General features: G+C 73.3%; 13 protein-coding genes. 2 read left to right on the top strand and 11 right to left on the bottom strand.

Going from position 1 to position 16,191, the window contains the following annotated elements:
- Positions 1 to 54: 54 nt before the first annotated feature.
- Positions 55 to 2,010, bottom strand: coding sequence for a translation factor GTPase family protein (locus IRY44_RS08600; RefSeq protein WP_194799911.1), 1,956 nt, complete (start codon positions 2,008 to 2,010; stop codon positions 55 to 57).
- Between the two features lie 107 nt (positions 2,011 to 2,117).
- Positions 2,118 to 3,173: a hypothetical protein gene (locus tag IRY44_RS08595; protein WP_281600850.1), complete on the bottom strand. Its 1,056-nt coding sequence runs from the start codon at positions 3,171 to 3,173 to the stop codon at positions 2,118 to 2,120.
- A gap of 51 nt (positions 3,174 to 3,224) precedes the next feature.
- Here IRY44_RS08595 and IRY44_RS08590 point away from each other — a divergent pair, with 51 nt between their 5' ends.
- Complete coding sequence (locus IRY44_RS08590) at positions 3,225 to 3,803, top strand: TetR/AcrR family transcriptional regulator (protein ID WP_194799910.1); 579 nt, start codon at positions 3,225 to 3,227, stop codon at positions 3,801 to 3,803.
- 9 nt (positions 3,804 to 3,812) lie between these two features.
- Here IRY44_RS08590 and IRY44_RS08585 read toward each other — a convergent pair whose 3' ends face one another.
- From IRY44_RS08585 to IRY44_RS08555, 7 genes are all read right to left on the bottom strand, one after another.
- On the bottom strand, positions 3,813 to 4,475 hold the full coding sequence (locus tag IRY44_RS08585) for a DedA family protein (protein WP_194799909.1): 663 nt from the start codon (positions 4,473 to 4,475) through the stop codon (positions 3,813 to 3,815).
- A 50-nt stretch (positions 4,476 to 4,525) separates the two neighbouring features.
- Entirely contained in the window at positions 4,526 to 6,763 is a 2,238-nt protein-coding gene (locus tag IRY44_RS08580; protein WP_269696679.1) for a hypothetical protein, read from the bottom strand.
- Between the two features lie 84 nt (positions 6,764 to 6,847).
- Entirely contained in the window at positions 6,848 to 8,500 is a 1,653-nt protein-coding gene (locus tag IRY44_RS08575; RefSeq protein ID WP_194799908.1) for an RICIN domain-containing protein, read from the bottom strand.
- Between the two features lie 55 nt (positions 8,501 to 8,555).
- Positions 8,556 to 10,004, bottom strand: a complete 1,449-nt coding sequence (locus IRY44_RS08570) for a family 43 glycosylhydrolase (RefSeq protein WP_194799907.1) — start codon at positions 10,002 to 10,004, stop codon at positions 8,556 to 8,558.
- 54 nt (positions 10,005 to 10,058) lie between these two features.
- Complete coding sequence (locus IRY44_RS31230) at positions 10,059 to 11,522, bottom strand: family 43 glycosylhydrolase (protein ID WP_194799906.1); 1,464 nt, start codon at positions 11,520 to 11,522, stop codon at positions 10,059 to 10,061.
- A 165-nt stretch (positions 11,523 to 11,687) separates the two neighbouring features.
- Positions 11,688 to 12,143 (bottom strand): OsmC family protein, encoded by a 456-nt coding sequence (locus tag IRY44_RS08560; RefSeq protein WP_194799905.1) that lies wholly within the window; start codon positions 12,141 to 12,143, stop codon positions 11,688 to 11,690.
- 9 nt (positions 12,144 to 12,152) lie between these two features.
- A complete protein-coding gene (locus IRY44_RS08555) occupies positions 12,153 to 12,950 on the bottom strand; it encodes a TIGR02452 family protein (RefSeq protein WP_194799904.1) in 798 nt (265 codons plus the stop codon).
- A 212-nt stretch (positions 12,951 to 13,162) separates the two neighbouring features.
- Here IRY44_RS08555 and IRY44_RS08550 point away from each other — a divergent pair, with 212 nt between their 5' ends.
- A complete protein-coding gene (locus IRY44_RS08550) occupies positions 13,163 to 14,272 on the top strand; it encodes a carboxypeptidase-like regulatory domain-containing protein (protein WP_194799903.1) in 1,110 nt (369 codons plus the stop codon).
- Here the strand turns inward: IRY44_RS08550 and IRY44_RS08545 are convergent.
- A complete protein-coding gene (locus tag IRY44_RS08545) occupies positions 14,232 to 15,512 on the bottom strand; it encodes a HAMP domain-containing sensor histidine kinase (protein ID WP_194799902.1) in 1,281 nt (426 codons plus the stop codon). The genes IRY44_RS08550 and IRY44_RS08545 overlap by 41 nt on opposite strands.
- Positions 15,512 to 16,183, bottom strand: a complete 672-nt coding sequence (locus IRY44_RS08540; protein WP_194799901.1) for a response regulator transcription factor — start codon at positions 16,181 to 16,183, stop codon at positions 15,512 to 15,514. Before IRY44_RS08540 ends, IRY44_RS08545 begins: the two co-directional genes overlap by 1 nt.
- Positions 16,184 to 16,191 lie beyond the last annotated feature (8 nt).

The following is a 16,191-nucleotide window of genomic DNA, read 5'->3' as shown; positions in this document are numbered from 1 at the left end:
TACGGGCGGCGGCGGGCGCCGGTGATCCTATCCCCGGAGCGCCGCGGTCGCCGCCTACCTCGGTACCGCCCGGAACCACGCCTCCCGGTCGTAGGGGTCGGGCCCGCGCCGGGGCAGTGCCGGCGGCACCTCGCCGGCGACCGGCGCGTAGTGGTCGAAGGTGGTGGTCAGCACCGCCTCGCCGCCGGTGAGGTCGGGCAGGGCGGCGACGACCCGCGGCACCCGGGCGGACGGCACGGTGCCGCTCACCTCCAGGTAGCCGCCCGCGACGGCGGTGTCGTGGACGACCGCGCCGAGCCGGCCGAGCAGCGCCAGCACCGTCTCCACCGCGTGCCGCGGCAGGTTGACGTCGAACCGTTCGATCGGCTGGCACACCCGCGTACCGGCCTGCCGCAGCGCGGCGGCGACCACGACCGGGGCGAGGTTGCGGAAGTCCGCCGCCACCGTCGAGATCGACTTGTCGAACTTCTGGTGCGGGCGGCTCTGCCGGGGCCAGTACCGGGACGCCGTCATGGTGACGGTGCAGTCGGTGACCGGCCAGCCGTGCCGGCCCTGCCGCAGCGCGGCCCGTACGCCCTCCTCGGTGGCGGCGACGAACGCCGGGGGCAGCCGGCCCGGCTCGATCCCGGGCCGGAACCCGATGCCGTGCCCGGCCGGTGCGGCCTCGACGCGCAACCCCAGCCCGGCCAGGTACGGGTTGCCGCGTTCCCGTACCCGCTCCTCGGCAGTACCGGTGCCGGCGACCCGTTCGATGCAGGCGGTGAGCGTGCCGGAGAACCGCACCCGGACGCCGTACCGGTCCTCCATCAGGGCGGCGAGGACCTCCTTCTGGACCTCGCCGTGCAGGCGGATCACCGCCTCCGCCTGCTGTTCGTCGAGGCGCAGGTCCACCAGCGGATCCTCGTCGGCCAGTTCGGCCAGGCCGGCGAACATCGCCAGGCGCTGCGCCGGGTCTACCGGCTCGACGACCGCCTGCCGGGTCGGTGGCGGGAACCGGTAGTCGTGCCGCCGAGGCGGGTCGCCGATGTGCTGGCCGATCCGGGCGGACACCCCGCGTACCGCCGCGATCTGCCCGGCGGAGACCGACCGGCGCACCAGCACGCCGGCGGGCTCGATGACGGCGATCTCCGTCACCGGCTCCGGACGGCCGTCGCCGAGCCGCACCCGGTCCCGTACCCGCAGGCGCCCGGACCACAGCCGCAGCCAGACGCGCCGGCCGTGCCCGTCGCGGTCGACGGCGAAGACGGTGCCCGCCGGCGGTCCGTCCCGCGCCTCGCCGTACGGCAGCAGGTCGGCCAGGACGTCGCACAGCCGGCGTACCCCGGCGCCGGTGATGGCCGAGCCGCACACCGCCGGGACCAGCTCGGCGCGGCGCACCGCGCGGCGCAGCGCCCGGCGGACGTCGCGTACGCGGACCGGCCGGTCGGCCAGCCAGCGCGCCGCCACCGCGTCGTCGACCTCCGCCACCTCGGCCACCACCGGCTCGGCGTCGAGGCCCACGGCGTGCACCCGGGCCTCGCGTGTGCCCTGGCCGGTGACGGTGCCGAGCAGGACCGGCCGCGCGCCGAGCCGCTGCCGTACCTGCGCCGTCACCCGGTCGACGTCGGCGCCGCCGCGGTCGACCTTGTTGAAGAAGAACACAGTCGGTACGCCGATGCGGCGCAGCGCCCGCCAGATGGCGACGGTCTGCGGCTGGACGCCCTCCACGCTCGACACCACGAGCACGGCGGCGTCGAGGACGGCCAGGGAGCGCTCGACCTCCGCGATGAAGTCGGGGTGGCCGGGGGTGTCCAGCAGGTTGATGCCGAGGTCGCCGATGGTGATCGACGTGACGGCCGCCCGGATGGTGATGCCGCGGCGGCGTTCCAGGTCCATCGAGTCGGTCCGGGTCGTGCCGGCGTCGACGCTGCCCGGCTCGGCCACGGCGCCTGCCTCGTAGAGCAGGCGTTCGGTCAGGCTGGTCTTTCCGGCGTCAACATGCGCGACGATTCCGAGGTTCAACAGGGCCAAGGCGGAGCTCCACGGTAGGACGGGCAAGGGTCCGAAGCGTGGAAGCTGCTCGCATCATCTCTCCTGGTGGTCGTCGCCGTGGCGGCGCTCGCCGCCGGTGTGCAGTCCTACTTTGCCCGTCCGCCGCGACCGCCACCACCGAATTCGGGCCGGCTCAGCGCACGGGCGCGGCCGTATTCGGCCAGGGCGTGGAAGGCGGCCTTGGGCGTCCACGAGCCGTCCGGCAGCACGCGCACGATCCCGCGTGACGCCAGGTCGTAGTCGTGTTCGGGGTCGCCGGTGGTCGGCAGGTGCCGGTTCGCGAACGTGTACACGAACGCCGCCTCCGCGCCGCCGGCCTCGTAGTCGCGCAGCAGGTCGACGAGGTAGCGTGCCTGGCCTTCCTCGTCGCGCTCCAGTTCCGCGGTGAGCTTCGCCGCACGGCCGTGCTCGTCGTATGCCACCGGCTCCGTCGCGCCCGCGACATCGGCCGCGCCGCGGAACGTGCAGCAGCCGAACTCGGTCGCCGCGTACGGCTTGCCCTGCCCCACGGCCGCCGCCAGGGACTGCGGGAACGCCGCGGAGTTGGTCGAGTCGCGGTAGCCGGCGTCGCTGGCGACGATGTCGAAGGCCGTCCAGTCGACGTCCTCGAGCGGGATCGAGGCGTACCCGACGGGGCCGCCGAAGCGCTCCCGCACCGCGGGTACCGCTTCGGCGAGGAAGTCGCGCACCGCGGCCCGCGCGGCCGGGACCGCCTCCCGCATCCGCATCGGGTCGGTGAACACCGCCATCCGCTCGGTCAGGTCACGGCCGGGCAGGAAACCGTCGGTGAACAGGGAGATCTCGGAACCGGTGAGGTAGACGACCGGGGTGCCGTCACGCCGCAGCCGCTCGGCCCGCTCGGCGCCGTCGAGCAGGAACGCCATGAGGCCGTCGCGGTCCAGGCCGTTGGTGAACGGGCAGTACCACACCTCGAGCCCCGCCTCGGCCGCCAGCCGCGCGGTCAGCTCCAGCCGGTCCTGCACGCCGCCGGTCACGCGGACCGCGTCGCAGCGCAGCTCGTCGCGGATGACGCGCAGGTCGCTGCGCACGACGTCGGGGTCGAACGGTTCGTGGGTGGTGGATCCGGCGCTGACGAAGCCGGTGTCGTAGTTCATGCCGAAGACGCGCATCGAGAACTCCACTCTTAGGGTACGAGCCGTACCCTATAAGGTACGGCGCGTACCCTGCAAGGCATGAGGAGGCGACGGGGCGAAGAACTGGAACAGGCGATCCTGCGGGCCGCGGCGGAGGAACTACGCGAGTCCGGATACGCGGGGATGACGATGGACCGGGTGGCCGCCCGCGCCGGGACCAACAAGAACGCCATCTACCGCCGATGGCCGCACCGGGCGGCGCTGGGCGTCGCGGCGTACCGCCACCTGTCCGACGCCGCCATGCCGAACCCGGACACGGGCACGCTGCGAGGCGACGCGCTCGAGATGCTCCGGCTGGCAAACGAGACGTGGTCGTCGCCGCACGGGGCCGTCCTGCGCGGCCTGCTCGCCGCCGCGGCCGACGACCCGGAGTTGCTCACCCTCATGCGCGAACGGTCCGGCGCCGACACCATGGACCGCGCGTGGATCGGGATGCTGGAACGGGCCGCGGCCAGGGGCGAAGCGCCGGCGGCAGCAGTCCGTCACCGGGTGGCGACGGTACCGATGATGTTGCTGCGCGCCGAGTACGCGATGCGCGGCGTCCCCTCCGTCCCCGACGAGGTGCTGGTCGAGATCGTGGACGAGGTGTTTCTGCCCCTGGTACGCGGTCACGGCTGACGCCACCGTTCATCGGCGCGCCGCGCGGCGCCGGATCCGCCAGACCCGCAGCACCACGACGACGCCGATCACGGCCAGCAGGGCCCACTCCCCGATGCCCAGTTCCCGCTCCAGATAGCGGTACGAGGCGGCGCCCAGGTAGCCCAGCAGCGCCACGGCCGTCGCCCACACCAGCCCGCCGGCCAGGTTCGCCCGGAGGAACACCGGCCACCGCATCCCACCGGTGCCGGCGATCAGGGGGACCACGGCGCGCAGCACCGCCACCCAGCGTCCGATGAGCACCGCCCACGCCCCCCGCCGGGCGACCAGGCGGCGGGCCCGCGCGATGTCGAGGCGCCGGCGCAGCACCCGCGGAGCGCGGGCGAGCACACCCGGGCCGTACCGGCGGCCGAGGGCGTACCCGGCCTGGTCACCGAGGCAGGCCCCGGCCGCCCCGGCGGCCACCACCGCCCACAACGGCAGCGCGCCGCCGTGGGCCACCAGCCCGCCGATCAGGATCGCTGTCTCACCCGGTACGACGAGCCCGAGCAGCGTCGAGGACTCCAGCGCCGGCAGGACGAACACCAGCGTCAGGACGAGGACCGGCGGCAGCCCGACGAGCGTCTCCACCACCGTGTCCACCACCAGCCGATTGTCGCCCTCGACGGGTTGACCGGTGGCGAACGAGACCATCCCGGTGCCACCGGTCCTCGCGGTGGCCGGCGCCGGTACGCGGGGCGGCCTCAGCCGGGGGCGCCGGCCCGGATGTCGTCGACGAGTTCCCGTACGGCCTCCCGGTACTCCGGCTCGGTGTGATAGTGCCAGTGGCGTTCGACGGGCGGCGGCACGGTGTCCGGCGCCTCCACGACGACGCTGCGGGGGTCCCGCAGCCGGACGTCGACCGCCCCGGCGGCCGGGGGCAGGTGGGCCCGCAGACCCGGGTCGGCGAAGATCGGGCCGCCGATCGGATCGGTGTCGCGCCACAGGTTGCGCCAGCGCCAGCCGATCCGGTCGCCGACGTCGCGCAGCGCCTGCTCACCGAGATACGCCGGGTAGAGGCGGGCGTAGATGCGGTGCAGCGGACTGCCGTGGGTCAGCAACGCGACGTGGGGCAGGGCCTCCGGCGGCAGTTGCAGGACGGTGGCGGCGGCCAGGACGGAGCCGTGGCTGTGTCCGGAGATCACCACCGGGCCCTGCGCGGCGAGCGCGGTGACCCGCCGGGCCAGCTCCGGTACGGCGCGGGCGGCGTAGCACGGCGGCGCGAACGGGTGCACCGTACGCGGCCAGAACGTGCCCAGGTCCCACAGCACGCCGACGAGCCGGCGGGTCTCCGGCGACCGGTACGCCCGGTAGCCCAGGATCAGCAGCCCGATGACGAGCAGACTGATGGCCCAGATGCCGACGTCCGTCACGTACGCGGTCAGCACGGCGAGCGTGTCGTGCCGGCGGCCGAGGCGGGCGACGAGCTGGGTGGGGCCGATCCCGATCAGGTCGAGCGCGACGGTGGCGAGCCCGACCGACGAGATCACGAAGAACGCCACGAATGTCGGCCCGAGCTCGTCGGTCACGAAGGACCGGGCGATCGTCGAGCGGACCGCGTCGAGTCGTGGCGTCGCCTCGGCGGGCGCGTCGGGATAGTCGTGCTCGACCACGCGTCGCGCGTACGCCCGCCGCCGGCGCCGGGCCACCGGCAGGGTGACGGCGATCGCCGCGCTGACGACCAGCAGAGCGGCGAGCCCGGCCAGCGCCGCCCACCAGTACCCGACGGGTGGTTCCAGCGGTCCCAGGGCGGGCGGGTTGTTCCGGATCGGGTCGGGGATGCGGCCCCGGTCGAGCTGGTCCGCCGTCCGGAACACGAGCGTGGCCGTGTAGGCGGAGGCGACGGTGACCGACATGGCCGCGACCAGCGGTGTGCCGAGCCCGCGGAGCAGGGCGCGGGAACCGGCCGGCCGGGCACGCCGGCGCGCGAGCGTCACCGCGGCGATCAGGACCAGCATCAGCCCCTGCGCCGCGACCAGACCGGCGACGGCACCCTCGTAGCCGGGCATCTGCCCGGCCGGCACGGGAACCTCCCGCCGGGACACGGCGTACCCCAGGCTCGAGACCGTGGCCACCAAGACCAGGCTCCAGACCACGCGGCGCAACGGCCCGGCCCACCCGGCGGGGACGGTCACTGTCAGCAGCACGGCGCAGAGGACCACGAGCCCGGCGGGGAGGCCGAGCAGCCCGAGGGCGACGGCGCTCCACCGGCCGTGCGACACCGCGACGACGAGGCTGACGCCGACGGTGCCGGCGCCGAGACCCACGTGGATCTGGCGCAGCCACGAGGTCATCTGCTCGTCGTGCCAGACCCCGGGGGCGGCGAGACTCCCGGTCGACTCCAGGAGCCGCCCGCGCGGCGGCGCCGATCCGAAGCCCTCGAAAGCGGCGGCCGACCGCTTCCCGACGGCCCAGAACACCCGCAGCGCCAGCAGCGGGACCAGTGCCAGCACGGCCAGGCGCGGGCCGATCGGCAACGCCACCAGCCACGACAGGTACGGCCTACCCTCCCGGCACTCGGCGTACGGGACGCACTGCCAGCCGGTCAGGTTCATGGTGACCCCGACCAGCGCCAGCGTGAACGCCACGGTCAGCGATCCGGCCAGCAGGCGGCACAGTCCGCCGAGCAGGCCGTAGCGGTCCACCGGGGTGGAACGCATCCACACCGCCAGGTTGCTCAGCATGAACGGCAGCAGCACCAGCATCGACGCCGTACGCACCGCCACCCCGGCGGTCAGCGTCCCCCAGCGGTACGCCTCCACCACCACCCCGGCTGTCGCGCCGCCCGCCGAGCCGAGCCCTTCCCGGACCCGGTAGAACCCGGCGTGCCCGTCGCCGGCCACGCGTACCACGATGGGATGGTCGACGATCGTCTCCGCCGACGCGCCGGACACCCCGTGGACGCGCAGCTCGACGCCTCTGTCGCCGCCCGGTGTCTCCACGATCGAAGCGTCACAAAGACGGCCCGTCCCGCGCTGCCGAACGCGGAACACCGCGGACCTCACGCCCTGCGGGCAGCCGGATCGTCAGCACCAGGTCAGCGTCGAGTTGACGCGCGTGACGTTGCTGATCGTGTTGTTCGCGCCGCCGCACGGGTTCTGGGTGATGTTGGTGTTGGTGACAGTCAGGTTCTGGAAGCGGATGCCGGAGGAGATCGGGAACTCGGTCCGCGAGGCGATGCGCACCTCGCCGCCGCCGGTCACCGTGCCGGACACCCCGGCGATGGTGACGTTGTAGCAGTTCTCCAGGAGGATCGAGTTGTTGCCGGTGTTCGAGATCGTCACCCGGTCGATGACCGCGCCGCCGGACTCCGACACGCAGAAGATCCCCCGGCCGCCACCGGACGCGATCACCGTGCCGACCCGGATGTTGGTCGGGTACGAGCTGCCGATGCGGCCGTTGCGGTTGGCCATCCGGAACGCCGCGTACCCGGTCCCGGTGCCGGCGCCCTGCGCGTCGACCGTGCCCACCGTGGCGTTGATCGTGTCGTTGAGCAGCAGGCCGGAGTAGCCGGTGTTGCGCGCGGTGACGGTGCCGATGGTCAGGCCGTCCACGCCGTACGTCTCCACGCCGTGCGCGCCCGTCCCCGACACGTACACGCTGTCGATGCGCACGTTGCGCACCTTGACCGCCCGGTCGCCGCCGTGGTTGTCGATCCGCACCCCCAGGCCGCCGGACAGCCGCATGTCGATCTGGCCGAGCGTCAGGTTGTTCACGTTGCGCATGAAGATCCCGTACAGCGGAGCGCCGGTGAGGGTGAGGTGCTGCACCTCGACGTCGGTGGTCCCGCGCGAGTAGACGGGCGCGTAGTCACCCGACCCCGAGCCGGTCACGTTTATCGTGCCGCAGACCGCGAGCGTCGTGTACGACGGCAGCGACAGCCGCGAGCCCGCGCTCATCGAGCCGGAGCCGCGCACCACCACCCGCTGCTTGGCGGTCCGGCCGGCCGGCAGCGAGTTCACCGCGGCCTGCATCGCGGCGAGCATGTCCCCGCCCGAGTACACGGTCGACGATCCGTTGCGGGCCGTCCAGGTGCCACCGTTCAGCACCGCCTCGGCCTGGTAGGAGCCGCTGCCGCACCCGGTGGACGGCGGCGGCGTGGTCGGCGTGCCGCCGGTGCCCACCCGGACCATCTGCCACTGCTGGTTGGTGCCGTTGAGATCGGCGTACTGGCTGATCCGGGCGCCGTCGGCGGTCGACCGTTCCCAGACCTCCAGGGCCTTCCCGGAGTGCCTGTTGATCAGCCGGATGTAGCCGCCGTCCGAGTCGAGGACCTGGAACTGCTGGTTGGTGCCGTTGAGGTCGGGCCACTGCCGGTACTCCGCGCCGTCCGCGACGTTCCACTCCCACAGGTCCACCACCTTGCCGCTGTGGCGGGCCCGCAGGCGGTAGTAGCCGCTGCCGGAGGAGACGAACTGGAACTGCTGCCACTCGCCGTCGTTGCGGGACCACTGCTGGATCGCCGCGCCGTCGGCGGTCGAGGTGTCCCGCACGTCGAGGGCCTTGCCGCTGTTGCGGTTGACCAGCACGTACCAGGCGCTGGTGTCGATGGTGGCCGCCTGCGCCGACGGCGCGGCCACGACGGCGACGCCGACCGCGGCGGCCAGCGCCGCCACCAGGGCCAGCGCCAGACCGGCCCGGCGGCGTGCGGGCGACGACGTCACTGCGGGGTTGAACATCGTTCGACCTCCGGGAAGGGGGTACGCCGGGTGCGGCGCAGCGGTTGTCGGGCGCCTACTCCAGGTGGAAGGTGGCCGCGGCCCGGTCCGCGTCGGCGGCCACCGTTTCGAGCTGGAGCAGGCCGTCCCGGTGGCGGACGTACCGGCCTGGGTAGTTCTGCGATTCGAGGGAGAGCCCGTCGGCCGCGGCCAGGCCGGAGCGGCGCTGGAAGCTCGCGTCGTTGTCGAACAGGGCCGAGCCGTCGTCGCGTTCCACGTAGAGCGCGAAGGCCCGGTGCCGCAGGTAGTAGCCGGGGAAGTTCGTCGACTCCAGCGACACCGATCCGGCGCCGGCGAGGCCGGGCACGATGCGGAACTGCGAGTCGGCGAGGTTCGTGACGTTCGGTTCGACGCGGGCCCGGTAGTCGTAGTGCCGGACGTAGGCGGCCGGGAGGTCGTGCGAGCGCAACCGGACCGGGGTGGCCCCGTCGGGTACCGGGATGCCGAGGTTCGGGGTGCCGTCGGCGTTCCAGTACAGCTTCTGGATCCGGGTCCGCCGGTTCGGGTCGTTGAGCGGGTCACCGCTGATGTCCCGGTAGTTGCGGTCGTGGTAGACCAGGATGTCGCTCTGCCCGTCCTCGGAGACGGTGAAGGAGTTGTGGCCGGGGCCGTACTGGCCGGTGGCGGCGTTGCTCGCGAACACCGGTGTCGGGCTCTTGCTCCAGGAGGCGGGGTCGAGCAGGTTCGCGCCGGCCGACGCGGTGAGCATGCCGAGGCAGTAGTTCGCGTCGGTGGCGCTGGCCGAGTACGTGAGGAAGACCCGGCCGTTGCGCTGGATCACCGTCGGCCCTTCGGCGACGCGGTAACCGCGGGTCTCCCAGTCGTACGTGGGCATGACCAGCCGGGCCACCGGGCCGGTGATCTGCCACGGTTCGGCGCCCGTCCGGGCGAGGTAGACGTTGGAGTTGGTGGCGATGCCCGGTTCCTGCTGGGCCCAGGTCAGGTACCGCACCCCGTTCACCACGAACGTCGAGGCGTCCAGGCTGAACGTGTCCCACGGCGTGGTGATCCGGCCGCGTTCGGTCCACGAGCCGGTCAGCGGGTTCGCGCTCGCGTTCTCCAGCACGTACATCCGGATCCGCCACACGTCGTCGGTCCGCCCGGCGGCGAAGTAGACGTACCACCTGCCGTTGATGAAGTGGATCTCCGGAGCCCAGATGTGGGCGCCCATCTCGCCGCTGGTGTGCCGGCGCCAGATCGTCGTCTCGGTGGCGGTGGCGAGCCCTTGCAGGGTGGTGGCCCGCCGGAGCACGATCCGGTCGTACTGCGGCACCGTCGCGGTCATGTAGTAGTAGCCGTCGGTGTGCCGGACGATGTGCGGGTCGGCCCGCTGGCTCACCAGCGGGTTGGTGTAGCTCACCGCGGGCGCCGCCTGCGCGGGGCCGGGCACGGCGAGGCCGGCCGAGGTGGTGAGCAGCGCGAGCGCCGCGGCCAGGACCGGGCGGAGAAGGTGCCGAGGCGACATACGCGCCCTCCCAGGTCGGCGGGTTCGTCGGTCCGTGCCGGGGCGCCGGCCGGGTCAGTACACATAGGGCCAGGCGGCGGCGTCGTAGCCGATGCGGTTGACACCGAGCAGCGACGCGCCGTCGTCGGCGTAGTAGTGGTAGAAGAGGACGTCGCCGTCGGTGTCGGCGAGGACCGCCTGGTGGCCGGGGCCGTGCACGCTGCCGTGCGAGGCGAGGATCTGCGTGCCGCCCCCGGCGAGCATGTCCCGGCCGGTGCGGTCCACGAACGGCCCGGTGGGGCTCGCCGAACGACCGACCATGATCCGGTACGTGCTGGCGGCGCCCTGGCAGCAACGGTCGAACGAGACGTACAGGTAGTACCAGGAGCCGCGCTTGACCAGGACGGGCGCCTCGATGCCGGGGCCGTAGTTCGCGAGCGCGTACACGGCGGTGCCGAGCCGGCGTCCGGTGGCCGGGTCGATCGGGATCATCTTGATGCCGGACCAGAACGAGCCGAAGGTGAGCCACCAGCGGCCCTGGTCGTCGACGATGAGGTTCGGGTCGATGGCGTTGAAGTCGTCGGTGGTCCGCGACTCGACGACCAGCCCTTCGTGGGTCCAGCTCCCGGCATTGCCGGTAGTGCTGGTCGCGAGGAAGATCGCCGAGCGGTTGGAACCGAACGTCGACGCCGAGTAGTACAGGTGGTAACGCCCGTTGCGGTACGACAGGTCGGGCGCCCACAGGTTGCGCGCTCCCCCGGTGTACGTGGTGGTCCACGGCGCGCCACCGGGGAAGACGGCGCCCGCGTTGCGGAAGGCGATCCGGTCGGCGGAGGTCTTCAGCGCGATGCCGTCACCGGTGTGCGCGACGAGGTAGGTGCCGTCGGGTCGCTTGACCACCGTCGTATCGTGGACGCCGATGTCCCCGGTCACCCGGCCGGGCTGCGGGTAGGCGGGCGCCGGGCTGGTCGGTGCCGGGGTCGTGGGCGCCGGTGTGGTGGGCGTGCCGCCGCCCAGCCGGATCAGCTGCCACTGCTGGTTGACGCCGTCCAGATCGGTGTAGCCGGCCAGCCGCCCACCGTCGGCGGTGGACCACTGCCACACGTCGACGACCTTGCCCCACTGCCGGTTCACGAACCGCACGAACCCGCCCGCGGAATCCTGCAACCGGAACTGCTGGGTGGCCGACGACCGGTCGGTGCTCTGCACGAGCTGGGTGCCGTCGCCGCCGCTCGGCAACTCCAGCACCTTCCCGCTGTGCCGGGACCGCACCTTGTAGAACCCGCCGCCGGCGTCCACGAACTGCCACTGCTGCACGGCGAGGTCGTTGCGCGTCCACTGGTTCACCGGGGCGTTCTCCGCCGTCGACCAGTCGTACAGGTCCATCGCCTTGCCGCTGTGCCGGTTCACTACGACGTACGACGCGGACGTGTCCACTGTCGCCGCCGACGCCGGGGGTATCCCGGCCACCACTCCCGCGGCGAGGACGGCCGCGACCACGACCGTGGCCGTACGCGTCGTCCGAGCGGTCCCTGTCACCGAAACCTCCTGCGCTCGGCCGCCTCCGGCCGGCTGCGGCGGCTCGCCTCGCCCGTGACGCTCATGGCAACGGCATTACCGCCGGGTTACGGCAATGTTCTCGTTAACATAGACGAGTGTCAAGGTGACGGGCATCGATCGCCCTCCGACGGGCGCCTCCGGCCGCTACCGCGGTTCGGTCGAGGCCGGGTCGGCGGTCGCGTCGACGATGGAGACGGGTGTGCCCAGCTCCACCGTCCGGGACACGGTGCAGAGCCGGTCGTGCGACTGCCGCAGCGAGCGGGGCAGCACCTCGCGGGCCCGGTCGCCGTCCGCGCCGTCCGGGAACGTCACCGCGAACGTGACGGTGAGATTCTCCATCCGGTTCCCGGCCTCCGGGTCGCGGATCTTGTCGCCGCTCACCGTGACGGCGAACCGGGTCGGCTCGGCGCGACGGCTCGTCACGTGGTCGACGTCCACAGCGGTGCAGCCGCCGAGGGCCGCCAGCAGCAGCTCCACGGGCGTGAAGGTCGCGTCCTCCCCCGTACCCATCGACAGCTCGCCGCCACGGGCGTTGCGCGCCACGTATCTGCCCACGCTTGTGCGCTCGATCTCCACCGACCGGAAGGTGTCGTCGCTCATGCGACGAACCTACCGAAAGCGTTCCGCGAACGTGCGGTACACCGGTGTGCCCGGCAGCCCGTCACGCACGGCGAACACCACGAGGTCGAACCGGCCGACCGCCAGGAGTGCGTCGGCGAACGCGCCGGCCACCGTCGCCGGGTCGTTCCGGAACACCCCGCAACCCCAGGCGCCCAGCACCACCGTGCGATGCCCGTGCGCGGCAGCGACCTCCAGCACGCGGCGGGCCCGCCGGGCCAGCACCGCCGGCACGTCCGCGGCGTGCTCCGGCTGGTTGCGTACGATCGCGCCCAGGTTCGGCGCCGCCGCGGTCAGGAAGGACGTGGTGTACGGCCGGTCGAGCAGGTTTCCCTTGTCGTCGCGGAACACCGGCACGCCCGGGGAGTAGACGACCCGGTCGCTGTAGCGCAGATCCCGCTGGCCGCGGTGGAAGGCGTAGAAGCCGGGCGCTGCGAGCAGACACGGGTACAGCGCGGACGAACGGGCGATGCTCTCCTCCTGCGCCTTCGCCCCGCCCAGGAACCCGCCACCCGGGTTCTTCGCCGACGCGAACACCAGACACGCCGCGCCGGGCCCGAGCCGGCGGGCCGCCTGCAACGTCGACTCGTGCGTCACCTCCACGTCACCGGCGCCGGGCTTCGCGCCGTCGAGGTGGAGGACGTCGTCCGGCAGGTGCTCACGGGTGCCGTCGACCGCGGCGCGTACCACGGTTTCGATCGCGACGTCCTCGCCGGCATCGTTGCGGTAGCGTCCCGCTTCGGCGATCGCTACCGTCTGCCGGGCGATCTCGCGGAGACGGCTGCTCATCCGGCACACCCGTCGATGTCGTTCATGATCGGCAATCTAGGCAGCCCTCGGCACGCCGGGCAACCGATTAGCAGTCGCCGGAACGGACCCGTCGATCCCGTGGCGGGCCGCCGCGGTCATCGGGGCGGGTCGCGCCACCCGTCCCGCACAGGGCATAGTGGCCCGCGGCTCCATCGACCGATGTTGCCTGCTCTCCGCGAAGGTGGTGGGAAGTGACGACGCGCGCACGTGTCCGACGGGCCCGGGCGGCCGTACTGGCCATGCTGGCCGGAGGGACGCTCGCGGTGGCGGCGGCACCGGCGACGGCCGCACCGGAGACGGTGAGCATCCTGAGCGTCTCGGCGGAGAACGTGAAACCCCGCGAGACGGTACGCGTGCAGTTCCGCGTCACCAACGACGGCCGGCGGGCCGAGACGGCCATCGTGGTGGTGGGCGGCGGCCTGCGGTGCACCACCGGCTGCCGGGTGGAGCCGAATCTCGGCCCCGGCCAGAGCCGGACCTTCGACGCGACAGTCGTCGCCCCGGATGCGCGCCCGGGCGAGACCACCGGCCTCAACATCTCGATCGGCGTGCGGCTCGCCGGGCAGAACAGCTACGCCTACAAGATGGTCTACGTCCACGGACCGGGTGCCTCGCTTACCGGCGGGGCCGCACCGGCGGCCGGGGTGAGCGGGGTCTCCGGCCGGGTCCTCGACGCCGACGGAAAGGCGATCGGCGGCGCGGACCTGACCATCCGGGACAGCGCCGGTCACGAGTACCGGACGACCAGCAACCGCAGCGGCCAGTTCTCGATCACCGCCAGGGCCGGCCGGACGATCGCGGAGGGATCCATCACGGTCCGCGCCTCCGTGGACGGCTACCGCACCGCCCGCGCGACCGTACGGGGCAGGGCCGGTGACGTCGCCACCGTACGCCTGACCCTTGCCGCGGTGGCCACGCCGGCCACTGCGTCGCCGTCGCCCGCCGAGGAGGCGAGCCCTCCCGCCGCGGCGGCCGGCGACGACCTTCCCGCGGCTGCGCCGCCCACGCTCAAGGCCACCGGTGAGGAGAGCGGCAGTACGTCGATGTTCCTCCTGGGCGGCCTGCTGGTCGCCGCGGGCCTGGGCGCGCTCGCACTGGTGCTGGTGCGGCGCAGGAGCGCACCGGGCACGGTGGCCGAGGCGGCGACTCCCCCGGCGACCCGGCTGCCGGCCGGCGGGAACCTGGCCGACGCGCCGACCGCGATCCTGCACCTCGGGCCTTCCGGCGGTGGGCCGGAGAACGCGCTCCACGATCCGGCGCTCACGCACCGGCACCGAGCTGCCACACCCGGAGGTTCCTGATCCGCGAGGCCCTACTCGTAGTGCCCGGCGATCGCGTCCGGGGCAGGCGCACCGTGAATCGGGCTCCCCGCCCCGGACGGCCCTCGGCCTCGATCGTGCCGTGGTGGCTCGTGACGACCTCCTGGAGCAACGCCAGACCCAGGCCGAAACGCCGGTCCCCGGCGCCCGCACCCCTGTGGAACCGGTCGAAGATCCGCCGGGCGTCGGCTTGGTCGAACCCCCTGCCGGTGTCGGCGATGACGAACTCGGCGGCGTCGCCGGCGGCCCGCAGCGTCACGTCGATCCGGCCGCCCGCCGGCGTGTGGGCCAGCGCGTTCGCGAGCAGTTCGCCGACGACCCGGCGCAGGGCCGACTCGACGCCCGGCACCGGCAGCGGGTCGCCGGGGGTGTCCAGGGTGAGGGTGACCCGGCGCTCGGCGGCGCGGTCGCCCTCGGCGGCGACCGTCGTCCCGACCAGCGAGGTGAGGTCGACCGGCGGATCCGGTTCCCGGTCGGCGGGAGCGGCGGCGAGCCGGGCCGAGAGCAGCAGGTCGTCGACGATCTCGCCGAGCCGGCGGGTGGTGCGGACGAGGCGTTCCAGGTCGTCCAGGTTCCGGGCGGTGCCGTCGTGGCGCGCCCGCCGCGCGAGCAGTTGGGCGCGGGTGTGCACCTGGGCGATCGGGGTTCGCAGTTCGTGGCTGGCGTCGGCGACGAAGCGCCGCTGCCGGGTCAGCGCCTCCGCGAGTGGCGCGACGGCCCGGCGGCCGACGAGCACACCGGTCAGCATGGCGGCGAGCAGCCCGGCCACCGCCGCGAGGCTGAACGCGAGCAGGAGGTGCCGGCGGTCGGACAGCTGGAACCGGGCGTCGAACACCGCCTGGACGACGGTGTCGCCGCGGGCCTCGGTGCGCACGTGGTAGGTCGTGCCGTTGCGCGCGACGGTGATGATCTCGGTGGCCCGGGTGGCCGCCACGGTGTCCAGCGCGTCGCGCAACGGGAAGCCGGGTGGTGGCGGGTTCGCGCCGGTGCGCACGGTGGCGCCGTCGTACTGGAAGATCCAGCTGCAGGCGGGCGGCCCGGCGATCGTGCCGTGTTCGGTGCCCCACGTCAGCTCGCGCTGGATCTGCGCCTCCTGGCCGCGGACCAGGACCGCGTAGGAGATACCGCCGGCCAGCAGCAGCAGGGCCCCGATGGTCAGCCCGACGAACAGGCCGATCCGCAGCCGGGTCCGCCGGACGATCACCCGCTCGGACGCCTCCATCAGAGCGTCCCGAGGCGGTAGCCGAGGCCGTGCACGGTGCGGACCACGGCACGGCCGAGCTTTCGCCGGAGGTAGTAGACGTAGGTGTCCACTATCGACGCCGCCGCGGCCTCCTCGAAGACCTTGCGGCGCAGCACCGCGCGGGGATGGACGGCGTTCGGCCGGACCGCCAGCACCCGCAGCAGCTCGAACTCGCGGGTGGACAGCGCCACCCGGGTGCCGTCGGCCAGCACCGCTTCGCGTGGTGCCAGGTCGAGCCGCCCGGCGCCGATGCGCAGCACATCGGTCGGCTCGGGCGTGCGCCGGCACAGCGCCCGGACCCGCGCGCTCAGCTCGTCGAGGTCGAAGGGTTTGACCAGGTAGTCGTCGGCGCCCGCGTCCAGCCCGGCGATGCGGTCGTCCACCGCGCCGAGCGCGGTGAGCATCAGGGTCCGGGACGGGACCGCCCGGGCGCGCAGCCGGGTGACCAGGTCGAGGCCGTCGAGCGCCGGCAGCATCCGGTCGATGACCATCACGTCGTACGACCGGGTCAGCCCGAGATGCAGGCCGCGCTGGCCGTCGAAGGCCCGGTCGACCAGGTAGCCTTCCTGACCCAGCGCCTCGGTGAGCATCTCGGTCAGGTCCGCGTCGTCCTCGACCAGCAGCAGCCGGTTCGATCTTCCGCCCCGCATATGTTAAC

Source organism: Micromonospora sp. ANENR4 (genome assembly GCF_015354395.1).
GTDB classification, from domain to species: Bacteria; Actinomycetota; Actinomycetes; order Mycobacteriales; family Micromonosporaceae; genus Micromonospora; species Micromonospora aurantiaca.
This window is presented reverse-complemented; position numbering and strand designations above follow the sequence as displayed.